The organism is Pseudomonas sp. FA117 (assembly GCF_057370475.1).
This window is the reverse complement of sequence record NZ_CM170675.1, coordinates 5,467,611-5,483,962: the sequence shown is the minus strand read 5'-3', so window position 1 is coordinate 5,483,962 and position 16,352 is coordinate 5,467,611. Positions and strand designations below refer to the sequence as shown.

Genomic DNA, 16,352 nt, shown 5'->3' with positions numbered 1-16,352 from the left:
GCAGGATTGGACGCCCGCTTGTCGGATGCAATCAAAGTGCCTTGGTGCTGTGGTTAAATTCGCCGATCTGTGGTGATCCTGTAGTCATTGTGTCGAATAAGTGCGGCCGTTTTACAAGGCCGGGCCGCTGTCCCCTCATTTGAATGGAATCAAGATACATATATATGCAGGAGGCGTGATGGCACTTTGCCTAACTATCACTAGTTACCACAAGATCACTCCCGGACAATGTTCCGAGAAGACTGTGGAGAACGGTGCCGTCAGCATTGGGCGAAGTCCGAACAACGACTGGGTATTGCCCGACCCTGAGCGGTTGGTGTCTTCGAATCATTGTGTAGTCCAATTCCGAGATGGTCGTTACTACCTGACTGACAACAGCACCAATGGCGTTGAACTGGTACATGCGGGGGTGCGCCTTCGTCGTGGAAACAGCGAACCGCTGATGGATGGCGAAGTTATCCGCATCGGCGAATACGAGATCCAGGCGCGTATCGACTCCGGGTTCTCGCTGGGTGACAGCAGCCCGTCGGAGGCGCAGAGTTTCGAGGCCTTGCTGGCCAATCAGGCGCCCCCTTCAAGTGCCCCCATCGCGGCTGCGCCAGCGGCATTCCTGCAGGGAGCGTCGAGTCACGACACGCTGCCGGACATCTTCGACTTCCTCGGGCCTTCCAGTGTGCCGGCGGCCAGCCAGCCCGATCATGTCCCGGCCCAGCAGCACGACTTCCGCCCCCCGGCCCCGGTGACACCGGCATCCGCGCCGTCCGCACCTGCACCGGTGGCGCCCGGAGTGATCCCGGCTGACTGGAACCTGTTCGGTGATGCGCCGCCATCCGCGCCTGCACCCGAGCCCATCGCGCCATTGGCCCCGGCGCCTTCGCAGCAGGTTCCGCAGCCTGTGCCGGAGCCGGTATCCACGCCTGTGCCGGCGCCCTCCGCCACCCCGGTGGCCGAGCAGGCACTGCTGCAGGCCTTCCTGCGGGGTGCCGGCATCGAGCACCTGCGCATCGACGCCGACGATGCCGCTGCGCAGATGGAAGCGGTGGGCCGCAGCTACCGCCTGATGGTCGAAGGGCTGATCGACGTGCTGCGCGCGCGCAGCAGCCTCAAGGGCGAGTTCCGCATGCAGCAGACCACCATCGCCCCGGTGCAGAACAACCCGCTGAAGTTCGCTCCCAACGCCGACGAGGCGCTGTTGCTGCTGCTGCGCCAGGGCAACCAGGCGTTCATGCCGGCCGACCAGGCGGTGCGCGACAGTTTCGACGACCTGCGCGCCCACCAACTGGCGGTGATGGCCGGTGTCGAGGCGGCGATCAAGCACCTGCTGTCGCGCTTCGAGCCGGGCAGCCTGGAGGCCCGCCTGGCCCCGGCTGCAGGCCTGGCGAAATTGTTCGGCGGCTCGCGACAGGCTCACTGCTGGCAACAGTTCACCGAGTTGTACGGGCAGATATCCCGCGAAGCGCAGGACGATTTCCAGGACCTGTTCGGCCGCGAGTTCAGCCGTGCCTACGAGGCCCATAACGCCCGACTGCAACGCCCCTGAGGCTGATCCTCGGGGCAGGAAGAATACCAATACGTCATGAGGACGAGGATGAGCGCAACAAGACTGATCGCAGCCCTGGCTTTCGTGCTGCTCGGTGCCTGCAGCAAGGATGCGTCGGTCGTGCCGAGCTCGGACGCTGAGCCGGCAGAGCCGGGCGTCACCCTGTACTTCAGCGCCGCCGCCGGGCTCAACCCCGGCGCCGATGGCACGCCGGCACCGGTGCGGGTGCGCATCTTCGAGCTGAAGAACGCCGCTGCCTTCGAGCGCGCCGACTACTTCGCCCTGGCCGAACGGGCCCAGGCCACCCTGGGTGCCGACCTGATCGACCAGGACGAAGTGCTGCTGCAGCCCGGCCGCCAACTGCACCTGGACCGCCCGCTGAACCCGGCCACTCGCCAGGTCGGCCTGGTGGTGGGCTACCGCGAGGTCGACCGGGCGCAGTGGCGCAGCGTGCTGGCGGTGCCACCGCGTGACTACCAGATCAGCCTCGATGTGCGCGCCGTGCGCAGCGCCGTGGCCACCCCACAACCTGTGCCTGCCCGCTAGGCAAACGGAGAACCCATGTCCTGGAACAATCGCGTGGTCTGGTCGGAAGGCATGTTCATCACGACCCAGCATTTCCAGCAGCAGGACCGCTATCTGGAAAACCTCATCGACGCCCGCAGCCGACCGCTGTCCAATGCCGCCTGGGGGTTCTCCGAACTGCTGGTCGACCAGGGCCTGCTGGCCCAGGGCAAGCTGGCGATCCTCAGCGCCCGGGGCCTGCTCCCGGACGGCACCCCCTTCGACATTCCCCGTGACGACCTGCCGCCGCCGGTCCTGGAAATCCCCGACGACCTGCGCGACGGCGTGATCCACCTGGGCCTGCCGCTCAAGCGGGCGGGCGCTCGCGACACGGTCGACGAGGGCGACGCCGTCGATGGCGCGCGCTATGTGGCGCGGGTCAGCGAGGTGCGCGACGACAACGCGCCGTTCGAGAACCGCGCCCCGCTGGCCCTGGGCAGCCGTGCGTTGCGGCTGCTGCGCGAGGAAGATGGCCTGGGCGATTTCGCCGCGCTGAGTGTGGTGCGCATCCGCGAGAAACGCGCCGACCGGGCACTGGTGCTCGATGACAGCTACATTCCGCCGCTGCTGGATGTGGCGGCGAGCAACCCGCTGGCGAATTTCCGCAGCGAGCTGCTCGGCTTGCTGCACCAGCGTGGCGAAGCGCTTGCCGGGCGCGTGGTGGCCTCGGCCAACGGTGGTGCTTCGGAGATCGCCGATTTCATGCTGCTGCAACTGGTCAACCGCGCCCAGCCGTTGATCGAGCACCTGGGCCAGCTCAGCCCGCTGCACCCCGAGCGCCTCTACAGCGAACTGGTGGCACTGGCGGGCGAGTTCGCCACCTTCACCCGTGAGGGCCGCCGCCCGGAAAGCTTCCCGGTGTACCAGCACGATGACCTGGCAGCGACCTTCCAGCCGCTGATGGCCTCCTTGCGCGAAGCGCTGTCGATGCTGATCGACAGCAAGGCGGTGGCGATCCCTATCGTCGAGAAAGCCTATGGGGTGCATGTGGCGATGCTCGCCGACCGCAGCCTGCTGGACAGCGCCAGTTTCGTGCTTGTGGTGCGCGCCGACGTCCCCGGTGAAACCCTGCGCAGCCGGTTCGGCCAGCAGAGCAAGATCGGGTCGGTGGAACACATCCGCGACCTGGTCAACCTGCAGCTGCCGGGCATCGGCCTGCTGCCGCTGCCGGTGGCACCACGGCAGATTCCGTTCCATGCCGGCTCCACCTATTTCGAACTCGATCGCGGCAGCGAGCACTGGAAGCAACTGCAGCATTCGGGTGGCTTCGCCTTCTACGTCGCGGGCGAATTCCCTGGCCTGAACCTGGCCTTCTGGGCCATTCGAGGATAAGCCGCGATGCAGCACGACGACCCGCAGGCCAACGACCGCACGCAGTTCATGCCCCGCCCGGGGGGGCGCGGCCCGCAGCCGGGCGCTGCGCCCCAGGCCGCGCCCCCGCCACCGTTTAACGTACCTGCCGAGCCGTTGGCGCCGGGTCAGGGCGAGGGGCTCAACCCGCTGGAGCAGGCTGCCGGCCCGCTGCTGGCGCTGCTCACCCGGCTGCGCAACACCATCGCCCACCCGGCCCCGGCGAGCCTGCGTGCGCAACTGCTGGCCTACCTGCGCCAGTTCGAAGAGCGTGCCGAAGCCAGTGGTGTGCCGCGCAACGAGGTGCTGCTGGCGCGCTACGCCCTGTGCACGGCGCTCGACGAAGCGGTGCTGAGCACGCCCTGGGGCAGCAGCAGCGACTGGGGCAAGCAGAGCCTGCTGATCACCGTGCACAACGAGGCCTGGGGTGGCGAAAAGGTATTCCAGTTGCTCGAGCACTGCCTGCAGAGCCCGCGTGAGCGCCTGAACCTGCTGGAGCTGCTGTACCTGTGCACCAGCCTGGGCTTCGAGGGCCGCTACCGTGTGATGAACGGCGGCCGCGCCCAGCTCGAGGCGTTGCGCGAGCGTACCGCCGCGACCATCCGCAGCGCCCGAGGCGAAATCGAGCGCGAACTTTCGCCGCACTGGCGCGGCGTGTCGGTCAGCCGTGACCGCCTTGCCCAGTTCGTGCCGCCCTGGGTCGGGCTGGCCGTGGCCCTGGCCTTGCTGCTGCTGTTGCTGTTCGGCCTGCGCCTCAAGCTCGCTGCTGACGCCGAGCCGGTGTTCCGCGGCATCCATGCCCTGGGCGAAATCCCGGTGCAGGCCATGGACCGCCCGGTGGTGCAGCCCAAGCCGGTGGAGCGTCCGCGCCTGGCCGGCTTTCTCGCCGACGACATCAAGGCCGGTCGGGTTTCGGTGGAGGATGCGGTGGACCGCTCGGTGGTGACCATTCGCGGCGACGAACTGTTCGCCTCTGCCAGCGCCAGCATCAAGGGCGACTTCGAGCCGTTGATGCTGCGCATCGCCGAGGCGGTCGCCAAGGTCAAGGGCAATGTGCGCGTCACGGGTCACAGCGACAACCAGCGCATCGCCACGATCCGCTTCCCTTCCAACTGGGCGCTGTCCCAGGCCCGCGCCGAAGAGGTCAAGGCCATGCTCGCGGCGCGTACCGGTCAACCGCAGCGTTTCAGCGCACAAGGGCTGAGCGACACCGAACCACTGGCGTCGAACGATACCGCGCAGGGCCGGGCGAAGAATCGCCGGGTTGAAATCACTGTTCTGGCGGAGGGCGTCGAGTGAAGGCGTTTTTCAGTTTTGTCATCCGTTGGGTGGTCCCGGTACTGGGCCTGATCGCCCTCAGCCTGATCATCTGGTTCATCGGCCCGCTGCTGGACGTGCTGGCGCCGCCTGCGCCACGCTGGATCCTGATCATCCTGTTGTTCGCCGTGTGGATTGCCTACCGTGCCTGGCGCATCGTCCAGGCCCGTCGCCAGGCTGCGAAGGTCATGGAGAGCCTGGCGGCCGAGACCGCCCCGGACCCTGCGAGCCTGGCCACCGCCGAAGAGCTGGCGACCCTGCGCCAGCGCATGGACGAGGCCCTGGCGCTGCTGAAGAAGGCGCGCCTGGGCGGTGATGAGCGGCGCAACCTCTACGAGCTGCCGTGGTACGTGATCATCGGCCCGCCCGGCTCTGGCAAGACCACCGCGCTGGTCAACTCCGGCCTGCACTTCCCGCTGGCCGCGCAGCTTGGCGAAGGCGCCATCCGTGGCGTCGGCGGCACGCGCAACTGCGACTGGTGGTTCACCGACCAGGCCGTACTGCTCGATACCGCCGGGCGCTACACCACCCAGGACAGCCATGCCCAGGTCGACAAGGCCGCCTGGCTGGGCTTTCTCGACCTGCTGAAAAACCAGCGCTCGCGGCGCCCCATCGATGGCGCCTTCATCGCCATCAGCCTGTCCGACCTGTTGCTGGGCAGCGATGCCGAACGTGCGGCGCACGCCGTGGCGATCCGCACCCGTATCCAGGAGCTGTACAGCCAGCTCGGTGTGCGGTTCCCGATCTACCTGATGCTCACCAAGCTCGACCTGGTGCCGGGCTTCATGGAGTTCTTCGACAACCTGAACAAGGAGGAGCGCGCCCAGGTATGGGGCATGACCTTCGCGCTGGACGACGGCCAGCAGGGCGATGGTCCGCTGGCCCAGTTCGGCCAGGAGTTCGGCCTGTTGGAGCAACGGCTGAACCAGCGGCTGGTCGAGCGCCTGCAGCAGGAGCGCGATCCGGCGCGGCGCGACCTGGTCTACGGTTTCGTCCAGCAGTTCGCAGCACTGCGCGGCAACCTCGGCAGCTTCCTCGACGGCGTGTTCAAACCCAACGCCTTCGAGGCGCGGGCGCTGCTGCGCGGGGTGTACTTCACCAGCGGCACCCAGGAAGGCAGCCCGATCGACCGCCTGATCGGCAGCATGGCCCAGAGCATGGGCCTGGACCGCGCGCACCTGGCGCGCCAGAGCGGCACCGGGCGCAGCTACTTCATCGAGAAGCTGTTCACCGCCGTGGCCTTCGCCGAGCGCGGCCTGGTCGGCAGCAATCCCAAGGTCGAGCAGCGGCGCAAGTGGATCACCCGTGGCGCCCTGGCGCTGAGCGTGGCCCTGGTGCTGGTGGTCGGCACCCTGTGGACCCTGAGCTACCGGGCCAACCAGCAGTACATCGCCGAGGTCGACAGTCGCCTCAAGCCGCTGGGCAAGAGCGTGCAGGAGCTGAGCCCGGCGCAGCGCGAGGTGATCGAGGTGCTGCCGCTGCTCAATGCCGTGCGGCGCCTGAGCGATGATCCGCCGGCCTGGGCCGAGGGGCTCGGGCTGTACCAGGGCGACATGCTCGAGAGCGAATCCACCAGCGTCTACCGCAAGCTGCTGATCGCCATCTTCGCTCCGCGCCTGGTCACACGCATCGAGGAACAGCTGTACGCCGGTGGCCCGTCCGACTATCTGTACGAAGGGCTCAAGGCCTACCTGATGATGGCCGACAGCGAGCACTACGAGCCTGATTTCCTCAAGGCCTGGATCAGCCTCGACTGGGAACGCCATCTGCCGCGCGACCTGGCACCGGAACAGCGTCAGGCCCTGGAGCAGCACCTGGCCGCACTGTTCGACAAGCGTCCACCGAATGCACGCCTGGACCAACGCCTGATCGACGATACCCGCCGTCAGCTGCAGCAGTTGCCGGTCGCGCAACGCGTCTACGACCGGGTCAAGCGCCAGAAGCTGCCCGCCGGGGTCAGTGATTTCCGTATCAGCGATGCCGCCGGCCGCGACGCTGCGCTGGTGTTCCAGCGCAAGAGCGGCAAACCGCTGACCGACCCGCTGCCGGGGATCTTCACCGTCGAGGGTTACCGCAAGGCGTTTCTCGCCGCCAGCGTCGCCCACAGTGAAACCCTCGCCGAGGAGCGCTGGGTGCTTGGCCGCGAGCTGAGTGAGGCCAGTGATGCCAAGCGCCTGGCAGACGATGTTCGCCAACTCTACTACCAGGACTACATCCGTCATTGGGACGCGCTGCTGGCCGACCTGGATTTCGTGCCGATCACCAGTGTCGGGCAGGCCGCCGATGTGCTGCGGGTGCTGTCCGGGCCGACCTCGCCGATGAAGAAACTGCTGCAGGCGGTGGCCAGGGAAACCGACCTGCAACAGCCCACCACGCTGGACAAGGCCCAGGCCAAGGTCGAGCAGGCGGGCGTCGATCAACTGCGTCAGCGTCTTGGCGGCCTGCTCGGTGACACGCCGATCCCTGGCGCCGAGCCAGGGGCCCGCGAGCTCGATCCGGTAACCGCGCACTTCGCCGAACTGGCCGAGCTGGTCGACGGTGGCGAAGGCCAGCCAAGCTCGATCGATGGCCTGCTCGCCGATCTCAACGCCTTGTACGTGCAGGTCAGTGCCATGGTCGGCGCCAGTGGCGAAGCCCTGCTCGGCGAGGCCAAGAACCAGGCGCAGGCCGCCTCGCAACGGGTGTCGCTGGGCGCCGCACGGCAACCGAAGCTGGTGCAGAACCTGGTCGGCTCGGTGGTCGGCTCGACCAACGCCATCGTCATGGGGGGCGTGCGCAACCAGCTCAATGCCGCCTGGACCAGCGAAGTGGTCAACGTCTACCGCCAATCCCTCAGCGGCCGCTACCCGCTGACCGCCGGCAGCTCGCGCGATGCCACGCTGGAAGACTTCGGCCAGTTCTTCGGCGTGGGCGGGGTGATGGACAACTACTTCCGCAAGTACCTGCAGCCTTACGTCAACACTTCCACCTCACCGTGGAGCTGGCAGCCAGGTGCGGCGCAGAAGCTGGGGATCAACGCCGGTGTGCTGAACACCTTCCAGCGTGCGGCGACCATCCGCGATGCCTTCTTCCGCAACAGCAGCGGCCTGCAGCCGGGCGTGCGCTTCGAGCTCAAGCCGGTGGCAATGGACGCCTCGATCACCCAGTTCCTGCTCGACCTCGACGGCCAGCAGGTCAGCTATGACCACGGGCCGAGCCGCCCGGTGTCGCTGCAGTGGCCGAACCCCAACAGCATCGGTGTGGTGCGCCTGTCGATCTCGCCGCCCTCGGCCAGCGGCCGTTCGGGGCTGACGTTGGAAGGCCCGTGGGCGTGGTTCCGCCTGCTCGACCAGTCCGACCTGATTGCCGGTACTTCGCCCGAGCGCTTCAGCCTGCGCCTGCGCGTCGATGGGGCCAGCGTGTCCTACGAGCTGCGAGCCAGCAGCGCCTTCAACCCGTTCCGCAGCCGAGTGGTCAGCGGTTTCAGCCTGCCGGAGCGCTTGTGAACGACGTCGGCTTCTACGGAAAGATGGTCTGTCGCGGTGATTTCATCAGCCGCGACCTGCCACAGAGCTTCATCCAGCCCTGGGACCAGTGGCTGGCCGCAGGTATCCAAGCCAGCCAGAAGCAGTTGGGCGACCAGTGGTTGCAGGCCTACCTGGTCAGCCCGCTGTGGCGCTTCGCCCTGGCGCCCGGCGTGTGTGGCCCGCAAGCGGTGATCGGGGTGGTGATGCCGAGCATCGACCGGGTGGGGCGGTACTTTCCGCTGACGGTGGCCCAGGTGCTGGAACCTGAGGTTTCGGTGGCGCTTGCCGTGGTGGGGGCCGACGAGTGGTTCGAGCAGGTCGAGGCCGCCTTGCTGGGCACGCTGGAGGAGGGCGCGCAGTTGGAGGCATTCGAACGTGCCGTGCGGCCTTATCAGGCGACCACCCCGCGCCTGCAGGCAATAGCCAACGTGCCGGCGGTGGGAGGCTTGCAACGCCTGCAGGCGACCACCCCCGAAGGGCGCGAGCGAGCGCTGGCCGAATGCGCCTGCCAGGGCATGAGCCTGTGGTGGGGGCGAGGCTCGGAGCGGATTGCGCCGGGGCTGATGCGTTATCCGGGCTTGCCACGCAGCGAGGATTTCGCCGGTTTTCTTCTGGGTAGCGAGGCAGTACGGGCATGACCGACCTGCAGTACAGCGCGGCCAGCTACAGCCATGTCGGCATGGTGCGCAAGATCAACGAGGACGCCTGCCTGGACCTGACCTGGGCAGGCCTGTGGGCGGTGGCCGACGGCATGGGTGGCCATGCCGCGGGCGATTACGTCAGCAGCCTGGCGGTGGACAGCCTGCGGCGTCTGCCCATGCTCGACTCGCTGGATGAATTCGCCGACGAAGTGCGTGACGGCCTGGCGTGGGTCAACCTCACGGTGCGCGAGGAAACCGCACGCCGTGGCGTGGCGATGATGGGCAGCACCGTGGTGATCCTGGCGGCGCGCGGCGACCGGGCCATCGGCCTGTGGGCCGGTGACAGCCGCCTGTATCGCCTGCGCGACGGGCACCTGGAGCGGCTTTCCCACGATCACAGCTACGTCCAGGAACTGCAGGACAGCGGCCTGCTCAGCGAGGCCGAGGCCCGCGTGCATCCGCGCGGCAACATCGTCACCCGCGCCATCGGCGTCGAGGACCGTCTCGAGCTGCAGGCCGTCAGTCTGCAGGTGCGCCCCGGCGACACCTACCTGCTGTGCAGCGATGGCCTGACCAAGACCGCCGAAGACCTCGAGATCGGCGAGGTGCTCATCCATGCCGATCCCTACCAGGTGGTCCGCAGCCTGGTCCACCTGGGCCTGACCCGAGGCGCTCCCGACAACATCACCGCCGTGGTGGTGAAGGCCAATTGAAGAACATCATGGACATGCAGATCCCCGGATTCGACATCGACGGCGAAATTGGCCAGGGCGCCATGGCCAGCGTGTACCTGGCCACCCAGCGCTCGCTGCAGCGCAAGGTCGCGCTCAAGGTGATGGCGGCGAGCCTGGCGGCCGACCCGACCTTCTGCGAGCGCTTCCTGCGCGAAGGCCGCACCCTGGCACGCCTGGCCCATCCGAACATCGCCACCATCCACGACATCGGCAATGTCGGCGAGCTGTACTACATGGCGATGGAGTACCTGCCCAGCGGCACGCTCAAGGAGCGCATCGCCGCCGGTCTGACGCCGGAGCAGGGGCTGCTCTATGTGCGGCAGATGGCCCAGGCGCTGGGTTATGCCCATGCCCAGGGGCTGGTGCACCGCGATGTGAAGCCGGCCAACATCCTCTTCCGTGCCGACGGCACCGCGGTGCTGTCGGACTTCGGCATCGCCAAGTCGCTGGATGACCACACCCAGTTCACCCAGGCCGGTTTCGCCGTCGGCACCCCCAGCTACATGAGCCCGGAGCAGGCGCGCGGGCTCGAGATCGACGGGCGCGCCGACCTCTATGCGCTGGGCGTGGTGCTCTACGAGATCCTGGTCGGCAAGCTGCCCTACAGCGGCACCGATGCGCTGTCCACGGCACTGGCGCACCTGACCGAACCGTTGCCCGAACTGCCCATCGAGCATGGTCGCTATCAGGACATCCTGCGCGGGTTGCTGGCCAAGGATCCGAACGAACGCTTCGCCGATGCCGCCGCCCTGCTGGCAGCACTGGACCGCCTGCCTAACGACGGCCCCGAAAGCACGGTGATCCGGCCGCTGGCGGTGCCTCCAGCGGCCCCTGAGCTGGCGGGGCTGACGCCGGTGTCCATCGAGATTCCCCAGACGCCACCGACACCCGAACCGATCAGGCGTGAACCGACGCAGAGCCGCCCTGCGCCGGCGGCTGCGCCGAAGAAAAAACCTGCCGTGGCGCTGCTTGCGGTGGCGGTCGCTGCGGCGCTGGGGCTGGCGGCGGGCGGATATTGGCTGTTCGCCGGCAGCGCCAGGCCTGTCGTCGAAACGGCCGCGACCCTGGCCCCCGCCCAGCCCGAAGCGCTGCCGCCAGTGGCCGACCCGGTACAGAACGATGAGCGCCCGCTGCTCATGCCGGGCAAGAAGACCCTGTTCCAGCGCGTTCTGACCAAGCCTGGCGCCCGTCTGGCCGACAGCCCGGGCGGCGCGGCTACGGGCGAAAGCCTGCCTGCGTTCTCGGTGCTCTACGTGTATCAGCGCAAGGACATCGGCGGCCAGGCCTGGATGCAGGTCGGCGCTGCCAGTGATGGCCTGCGCGAAGGCTGGCTGCCTGCCGAACAGACCAGTGACTGGAAACAGAGCCTGGTGCTCAAGTTCACCGAGCGCTCCGGTCGTGCGCCGGTGATGTTCATGCGTCAGCCCGACGCGGTGCAGCAGTTGCTCGACGACAGCACCCGGGCGCGCGCGCAGCTGCTCAAGGCGCAGAACGATCCGGCCCAGGTGCCCGACGTGCTGGCGCTGGAGCCTGCCGCCAACGCAGTGCCGCAGGACCAGTTCTACCTGATGCCGATCTTCGATTACCGCGAGAGCTTCGATGCCGAGGGCCAGCCGGTGCAGTTGCTCAACATCGCCTCCATCGATCCGGGCGCCAGCGCATCGGCCACCGCGCCGAAGGCTGCGGGGCTGAGCGGGGCCGGCGACAACAGCTTCCGCACCGGCATCGTGCTGGTGGTGGACACCTCGGTGTCGATGCAGCCCTACATCGACCGGGTGCGCCAGGTGGTCAGCGAACTACAGCAGCAACTGGCCGCCCGTGGCGAGCTGGACAGCGTCAGCTTCGGCCTGGTGGGCTTTCGCAACAGCATCAAGCGCACGCCGGGCCTGGACTACCTGAGCAAGACCCTGGTCAGCCTCGAGGAAGGCCGCGATCCGGCACGCTTTCTCAAGGCTGCATCGCAGGTCAAGGCCACCACGGTGTCCAGCCATTCGTTCAATGAAGACGCCTTCGCCGGTGTCATGCAGGCGGTCGAAGGCATGGACTGGTCCGGCTACGGCGGGCGTATCGTGCTGCTGGTCAGCGATGCGGGCGCGCTGCGCAAGAGCGACCCCGAGAGCAGCACGCGGATGAACGAGGCCGAGGTGCGCCAGGCGGCGCTGAGCAAGCAGGTCAAGATCTACGCCCTGCACCTGCGCACCCCGGCCGGCGTGAAGAACCACGGCTCGGCCGAGCAGCAGTACCGCGTGCTCACCGCCGACAGCAACCCGCAGATCGGCGACCTCTATGTCGGCGTGCCGGGTGGCGATGTGAACGCCTTCGGCCAGCGCGTGCAGGAGATCGGCTCGACCTTCGCCGACCTCGTCCACCAGGTGCGCAACCAGCAACCCCAGACGGTGCCGCTGCTCACTGCCGGTTCCAGCCTGGCGGCCAAGTCCCAGGCCGTGGGCTACGCCATGCACATGGACTTTCTCGGCCGGCGCAGCGCCAGCCAGGCGCCGCAGCTGGTCAGCGCCTGGACCGCCGACCGCGACCTGACCAACCCGGCGCTGCCGAGCCTGCAGGTGTGCGTGATGCTGACCAAGCTGCAGCTCAACGACCTGCAGCAGTCGCTCAAGCTGATCGTCGATGCGGCGCGCAAGACGCGCAGCTCGCCCGGCGATTTCTTCAACGAGATCGCCAGCGCCAGTGCCTACATGAGCCGCGATCCCGGCGCGCTGAGCAAGGGCGCCAACCTCGCCCAGGGCGGTGTGCTTGGCGAATACCTCGACGGCCTGCCGTACCGCAGCAAATCGCTCAGCATGACCCAGGACCTGTGGCTGTCGCTGTCGGTTGCCGAGCAGGAGGACTTCATCGACGAGCTCGACTCGAAGATCCGCCTCTACGAAACCTTCCACAACGACATGGCCAACTGGGTGCGCTTCGGCAATGCCGAGCCGGGCGACGCCCTCTACCGTGTCCCGCTGTCGACGCTGCCGTGATGATCAGCCTGCAGGGCGTGCACAAGACGCGCGGACGCTACTGCCTGCAGATCGACGATCTGCGCCTGGGCGCCGGTGAGCGTGTGGCGCTGGTCGGCCCCAGCGGTTGCGGCAAGAGCACCTTGCTCGATCTGTTGGCGCTGGTGCTGGCGCCGGACGCCGCCGAAGGCTTCAACCTGGCGCTGAAGGGCGGGGTGCAGGATATCGCCGCGCTCTGGCGGGGCCGTCGGCTCGACCGCCTGGCCGCGCTGCGCAGCCGCCACCTGGGCTATGTGCTGCAGGCCGGTGGCTTGCTGGGCTTTCTCGATGTACGCAGCAATATCCGCCTGCCGCGCCAGTTGCTCGGCCTGGCCGATGATGGTGGCGTGGAACGGCTGGCGGCAGCGCTGGATGTCGGCGACCAGCTGGACAAGCGCCCGGCCGATCTGTCCCTCGGCCAGCGCCAGCGCGTCAGCTGCGCCCGGGCACTGGCGCACACGCCATCGCTGCTGCTGGCCGACGAGCCGACCGCCGCACTGGATCCGGTCAACGCCGGGCGGGTGATGCAACTGCTGTTGCACCAGGCCCGTGAGCACCGGGTGACCTGCATCATCGCCACCCACGACGAAGCGCTGGCGCATGACGCCGGGCTGCGGGTGTTGCGCATGCAGTGTCGGCGCGATGCCGACGGCGGCGTCACCGCGACCCTGGGGCAGGCTGCCTGATGCGCCCGCTGCTGATCGCCGGGCTGGCCTGGCAGGACTACCGCACCGACGCGCGGCTGTCGGCCTGTGCGGTGCTGGCGCTGGTGGCGGTGATTGCGCCGCTGATGGTGTTGTTCGGCCTGAAGTTCGGCCTGATCGGCAGCCTCACCGAGCGCCTGCAGCGTGATCCGGGCGTGCGCGAGGTCATCCCGCTGGGCGGCGGCCGCTTCAATGCCGATTTCATCGCCGGGCTCGCAGCGCGTCCGGATGTGGCCTTCGCCATCCCGCGCACCCGGCAGATCGCGGCCACCGCCGAACTGCTGCTGCCCGCCCAAGGGCGTGGGGTGACGGTCGAGATGCTGCCGACGGCCATGGGCGATCCGCTGCTCGACGGCGCGGTCGCCCCCGATGCCGCCGACCTGCGCGACGTGGTGTTGAGCTTCACTGCGGCGGAAAAGCTCGGTGCCCATGCCGGCGACCACCTGCAAGCCAGCTTCAATCGCCAGCGTGCGGGCGAGATGCAGTGGCGCCAGACCTCGCTGCACGTGCGCGCCGTGCTGCCACTGGCAGCGTTCGAGCGCGATGCGTTGTTCGCTCCGCTGGCCTTGCTGGAGGCTGCCGAGGACTACCGCGATGGCCGGGCGGTGCCGGCCCTGGGCTGGGCGGATGAGCTGGAGGCTGGCAGCCGCGAGCGGGTGTACCCGGCTTTTCGCCTGTATGCCCGCACGCTCGAAGACGTCGAGCCGCTGCGCCAGTTCTTCGCCGAGCGCAAATTGCTGGTCTCGACCCAGGCTGCGCAGATCGCCCAGGTGCAGTCGCTGGCACGCAACCTCGACCTGGTGTTCTGGATCATCGCCGCGTTGGCCGTGGCCGGGGCGGTTGCGGCGGTTGCCGCCGGCGCGGTGGCGGCAGTCGAGCGCAAGCAGCGCGAACTGGCGGTGCTGCGCCTGCTGGGCCTTGGTACCGCCGCGCTGCTGTTGTTCGTGGTGCTGCAGGCGCTGTACAGCGGCCTGCTCGCCGCCGCCCTGGCGGCGCTGCTGTATGCCCTGGCCGAGCTCGGCCTGAACCGACTGTTCATGCAGGTGCCCGGCGAATACGCCGCTCACCTGTTGCCCATGCACTATCTCGTCGCGCTGCTCGCCGTGCTGTCGGCCAGCACCGCTGCCGCTGCCCTGGGTGGCTGGCGGGTGACGCGGATCGACGCCTCGCAAGGAATTCGTGATGTCTGAACTTCGCCTCAAGGTCGCGGCCTTGATCGTCACTACCCTGGGTCTTGTGGCCTGCTCCCCGGCTGACGGCGAGGACAAGCCCAAGCCACAGGCTTCGGCCATCAACACCACTGCGCCTGACTCCGCCGCCACCAGCAAGCTGGACAACCCCAAACCCCTGGCCGACGACGTCAGCCTGCCGTTGCCCTGTGGTGGCGAGATCGTCTTCCGGCATGTCTACGTGCTGGCGCAAGGCAGCCTCGACGACCGCGAGGTCAACCTTGGCTACCCCTTCAGCGAGGGCGATGCGGGCTACAGACAGTCCTTCATCTCCGGCTATCGGCGCGACTTCATCAATGGCCAGTTCAGCCTGCAGGACTTGTCTCCCGCCTGGCAGAAACAGGTCGGCGCCAGCCTGCCCAAGGTCGAGGCCGGCAGCCCGCTCAAGCCGATGATGTATTTCATCGGCAAGTACGAAGTGACCGCACGCCAGTATGCGCAGGTCATGGCCCAGGCCCAGTCGCTGGCCAGTGGCGAGGCCGAACCTGCCTGCGAAGCGGTTACCGAGGCGGCGGGTCGCCTGCCCAAGGTCAAGCTGTCGCGCTTCGAGGCCGAGCGCTTCGCGGCGGTGTACAGCGCCTGGCTGATGAAGCACCACCGCGACCTGCTGCCGGTCAGCGGCCGCGGCAGCAAGGCCGAGGACGGGGGCATCGGTTTCGTGCGCCTGCCCACCGAAGTGGAATGGGAGTTCGCCGCCCGTGGCGGTTCGGCGGTCAGCCGCCAGGAGCTCGATGGCCGCCTGTTCCCACGCAAGGTCGAGGGCAGCGACAGTGACGGGCCGCTGGCCGACTGGGCAGTGTTCAACCAGGTCGCCGGTGGCACCGGGCAGGCGGCGCGGCTGATGCCGATCGGGACCAAACAGCCCAACCCGCTGGGGCTGTTCGATGTGATCGGCAACGCCGCCGAGATGGTCCAGGAGTCGTTCCAGCTGGTGCACGCCGGACGCCGGCAGGGCGCTTATGGCGGCTTCGTGGTCAAGGGCGGCAACTACCTGGAAGGCGAGACCACGCTGTTCACCGGCATGCGCCGCGAATACCCGCTGTTCGGCGCCGACGGCACCGAGCAGCGTAACGAGACCACCGGTTTTCGCGTCGCCATCGGCGCGCTCTCAGCGCCGCGCTCGCGTTACCAGGAGCTGTTCGAGCAGTGGCAGAAGGAGGGGCGCCTGGCCGGGCTCACCGATGACATCAATGCTGCCGATGACCCGACCACGCGCCTGGACGGCATCATCGCCGCCGCCAGCGACCCGCGTCTGCAGGCCGAGCTTGGCCTGGTCAACGAGGAGCTCAAGCGCAATGTCTCGCTGATCGCCCGCCAGCGCGAAGAAGCGGCTGGCAACCTGATCCAGTCGGCGGCCCTGGTGGCCGAGACCATCAACAACTACAACATCCGCCTGACCAACCTGCAGAACACCCAGGCCAAGGCCCAGGCGGCGGGCGACCAGACCAGCGCCAGCATGTATGCCGCCGCCATCGCCAACGGCCGCAGCGCGCTGGACGGCGCGCTGGCGATCTACATCGACAACCTGGCCAGCGGCACGCACTACACCGACGCGGTGATCCAGGCGCAGTTCCAGCGAGTCAAGCAAGAGCTCGAGCGCAAGCCGGTGCTGGGCAGAAGCCTGGAGACCCGCGCCACCCTGTTCGTTCGCCACGTCGGGGAGTACCGCCAGAACCGGCGGGCCGACCCGGCGACGATCCTCAAGGAGCTGCTGGCCTCGGCCGCTCCGCGACCCTGAAAACCCTGAAGACGACCCCCGGCCAGCATG

Annotated in this window: 11 protein-coding genes; all 11 read left to right on the top strand. The window is 68.0% G+C overall.

What is annotated here, in order from left to right; all coding sequences use genetic code 11:
* The first annotated feature begins 178 nt into the window (after window positions 1-178).
* The 11 genes from tagH to AC1TXO_RS25110 are packed head-to-tail and all read left to right on the top strand — an operon-like array spanning window position 179 to window position 16,322.
* Complete coding sequence (tagH, locus tag AC1TXO_RS25160) at window positions 179-1,540, top strand: type VI secretion system-associated FHA domain protein TagH (protein WP_486404227.1); 1,362 nt, start codon at window positions 179-181, stop codon at window positions 1,538-1,540.
* Between the two features lie 48 nt (window positions 1,541-1,588).
* Complete coding sequence (gene tssJ, locus AC1TXO_RS25155) at window positions 1,589-2,086, top strand: type VI secretion system lipoprotein TssJ (RefSeq protein WP_486404226.1); 498 nt, start codon at window positions 1,589-1,591, stop codon at window positions 2,084-2,086.
* A 15-nt stretch (window positions 2,087-2,101) separates the two neighbouring features.
* Window positions 2,102-3,436, top strand: a complete 1,335-nt coding sequence (gene tssK / locus AC1TXO_RS25150; RefSeq protein ID WP_486404225.1) for a type VI secretion system baseplate subunit TssK — start codon at window positions 2,102-2,104, stop codon at window positions 3,434-3,436.
* A gap of 6 nt (window positions 3,437-3,442) precedes the next feature.
* Window positions 3,443-4,753, top strand: coding sequence for a DotU family type VI secretion system protein (locus AC1TXO_RS25145; RefSeq protein WP_486404224.1), 1,311 nt, complete (start codon window positions 3,443-3,445; stop codon window positions 4,751-4,753).
* Window positions 4,750-8,256 (top strand): type VI secretion system membrane subunit TssM, encoded by a 3,507-nt coding sequence (gene tssM, locus AC1TXO_RS25140; RefSeq protein WP_486404223.1) that lies wholly within the window; start codon window positions 4,750-4,752, stop codon window positions 8,254-8,256. The genes AC1TXO_RS25145 and tssM overlap by 4 nt, the downstream gene beginning before the upstream one ends.
* Complete coding sequence (gene tagF, locus AC1TXO_RS25135) at window positions 8,253-8,915, top strand: type VI secretion system-associated protein TagF (protein WP_486404222.1); 663 nt, start codon at window positions 8,253-8,255, stop codon at window positions 8,913-8,915. Before tssM ends, tagF begins: the two co-directional genes overlap by 4 nt.
* A complete protein-coding gene (locus AC1TXO_RS25130; protein WP_486404221.1) occupies window positions 8,912-9,631 on the top strand; it encodes a PP2C family protein-serine/threonine phosphatase in 720 nt (239 codons plus the stop codon). Before tagF ends, AC1TXO_RS25130 begins: the two co-directional genes overlap by 4 nt.
* A gap of 8 nt (window positions 9,632-9,639) precedes the next feature.
* The gene (locus AC1TXO_RS25125; protein WP_486404220.1) at window positions 9,640-12,633 is read left to right on the top strand and encodes a protein kinase domain-containing protein; all 2,994 of its coding nucleotides are present in this window, start codon (window positions 9,640-9,642) and stop codon (window positions 12,631-12,633) included.
* Window positions 12,633-13,337: an ABC transporter ATP-binding protein gene (locus AC1TXO_RS25120; RefSeq protein ID WP_486406909.1), complete on the top strand. Its 705-nt coding sequence runs from the start codon at window positions 12,633-12,635 to the stop codon at window positions 13,335-13,337. The genes AC1TXO_RS25125 and AC1TXO_RS25120 overlap by 1 nt, the downstream gene beginning before the upstream one ends.
* Window positions 13,337-14,545 (top strand): FtsX-like permease family protein, encoded by a 1,209-nt coding sequence (locus AC1TXO_RS25115; protein ID WP_486404219.1) that lies wholly within the window; start codon window positions 13,337-13,339, stop codon window positions 14,543-14,545. Before AC1TXO_RS25120 ends, AC1TXO_RS25115 begins: the two co-directional genes overlap by 1 nt.
* Window positions 14,538-16,322 (top strand): formylglycine-generating enzyme family protein, encoded by a 1,785-nt coding sequence (locus tag AC1TXO_RS25110; RefSeq protein WP_486404218.1) that lies wholly within the window; start codon window positions 14,538-14,540, stop codon window positions 16,320-16,322. The genes AC1TXO_RS25115 and AC1TXO_RS25110 overlap by 8 nt, the downstream gene beginning before the upstream one ends.
* Window positions 16,323-16,352: the final 30 nt, after the last annotated feature.

What these genes read in the sequence shown, in the direction of transcription:
- AC1TXO_RS25125 (WP_486404220.1), top strand. Translation starts at nt 9,640, where the DNA reads ATGGACATGCAGATCCCCGGATTCGACATCGACGGCGAAATTGGCCAG.
- AC1TXO_RS25130 (WP_486404221.1), top strand. Translation starts at nt 8,912, where the DNA reads ATGACCGACCTGCAGTACAGCGCGGCCAGCTACAGCCATGTCGGCATG.
- AC1TXO_RS25120 (WP_486406909.1), top strand. Translation starts at nt 12,633, where the DNA reads ATGATCAGCCTGCAGGGCGTGCACAAGACGCGCGGACGCTACTGCCTG.
- tssJ (WP_486404226.1), top strand. Translation starts at nt 1,589, where the DNA reads ATGAGCGCAACAAGACTGATCGCAGCCCTGGCTTTCGTGCTGCTCGGT.
- AC1TXO_RS25110 (WP_486404218.1), top strand. Translation starts at nt 14,538, where the DNA reads ATGTCTGAACTTCGCCTCAAGGTCGCGGCCTTGATCGTCACTACCCTG.
- tssK (WP_486404225.1), top strand. Translation starts at nt 2,102, where the DNA reads ATGTCCTGGAACAATCGCGTGGTCTGGTCGGAAGGCATGTTCATCACG.
- tagH (WP_486404227.1), top strand. Translation starts at nt 179, where the DNA reads ATGGCACTTTGCCTAACTATCACTAGTTACCACAAGATCACTCCCGGA.
- AC1TXO_RS25115 (WP_486404219.1), top strand. Translation starts at nt 13,337, where the DNA reads ATGCGCCCGCTGCTGATCGCCGGGCTGGCCTGGCAGGACTACCGCACC.
- AC1TXO_RS25145 (WP_486404224.1), top strand. Translation starts at nt 3,443, where the DNA reads ATGCAGCACGACGACCCGCAGGCCAACGACCGCACGCAGTTCATGCCC.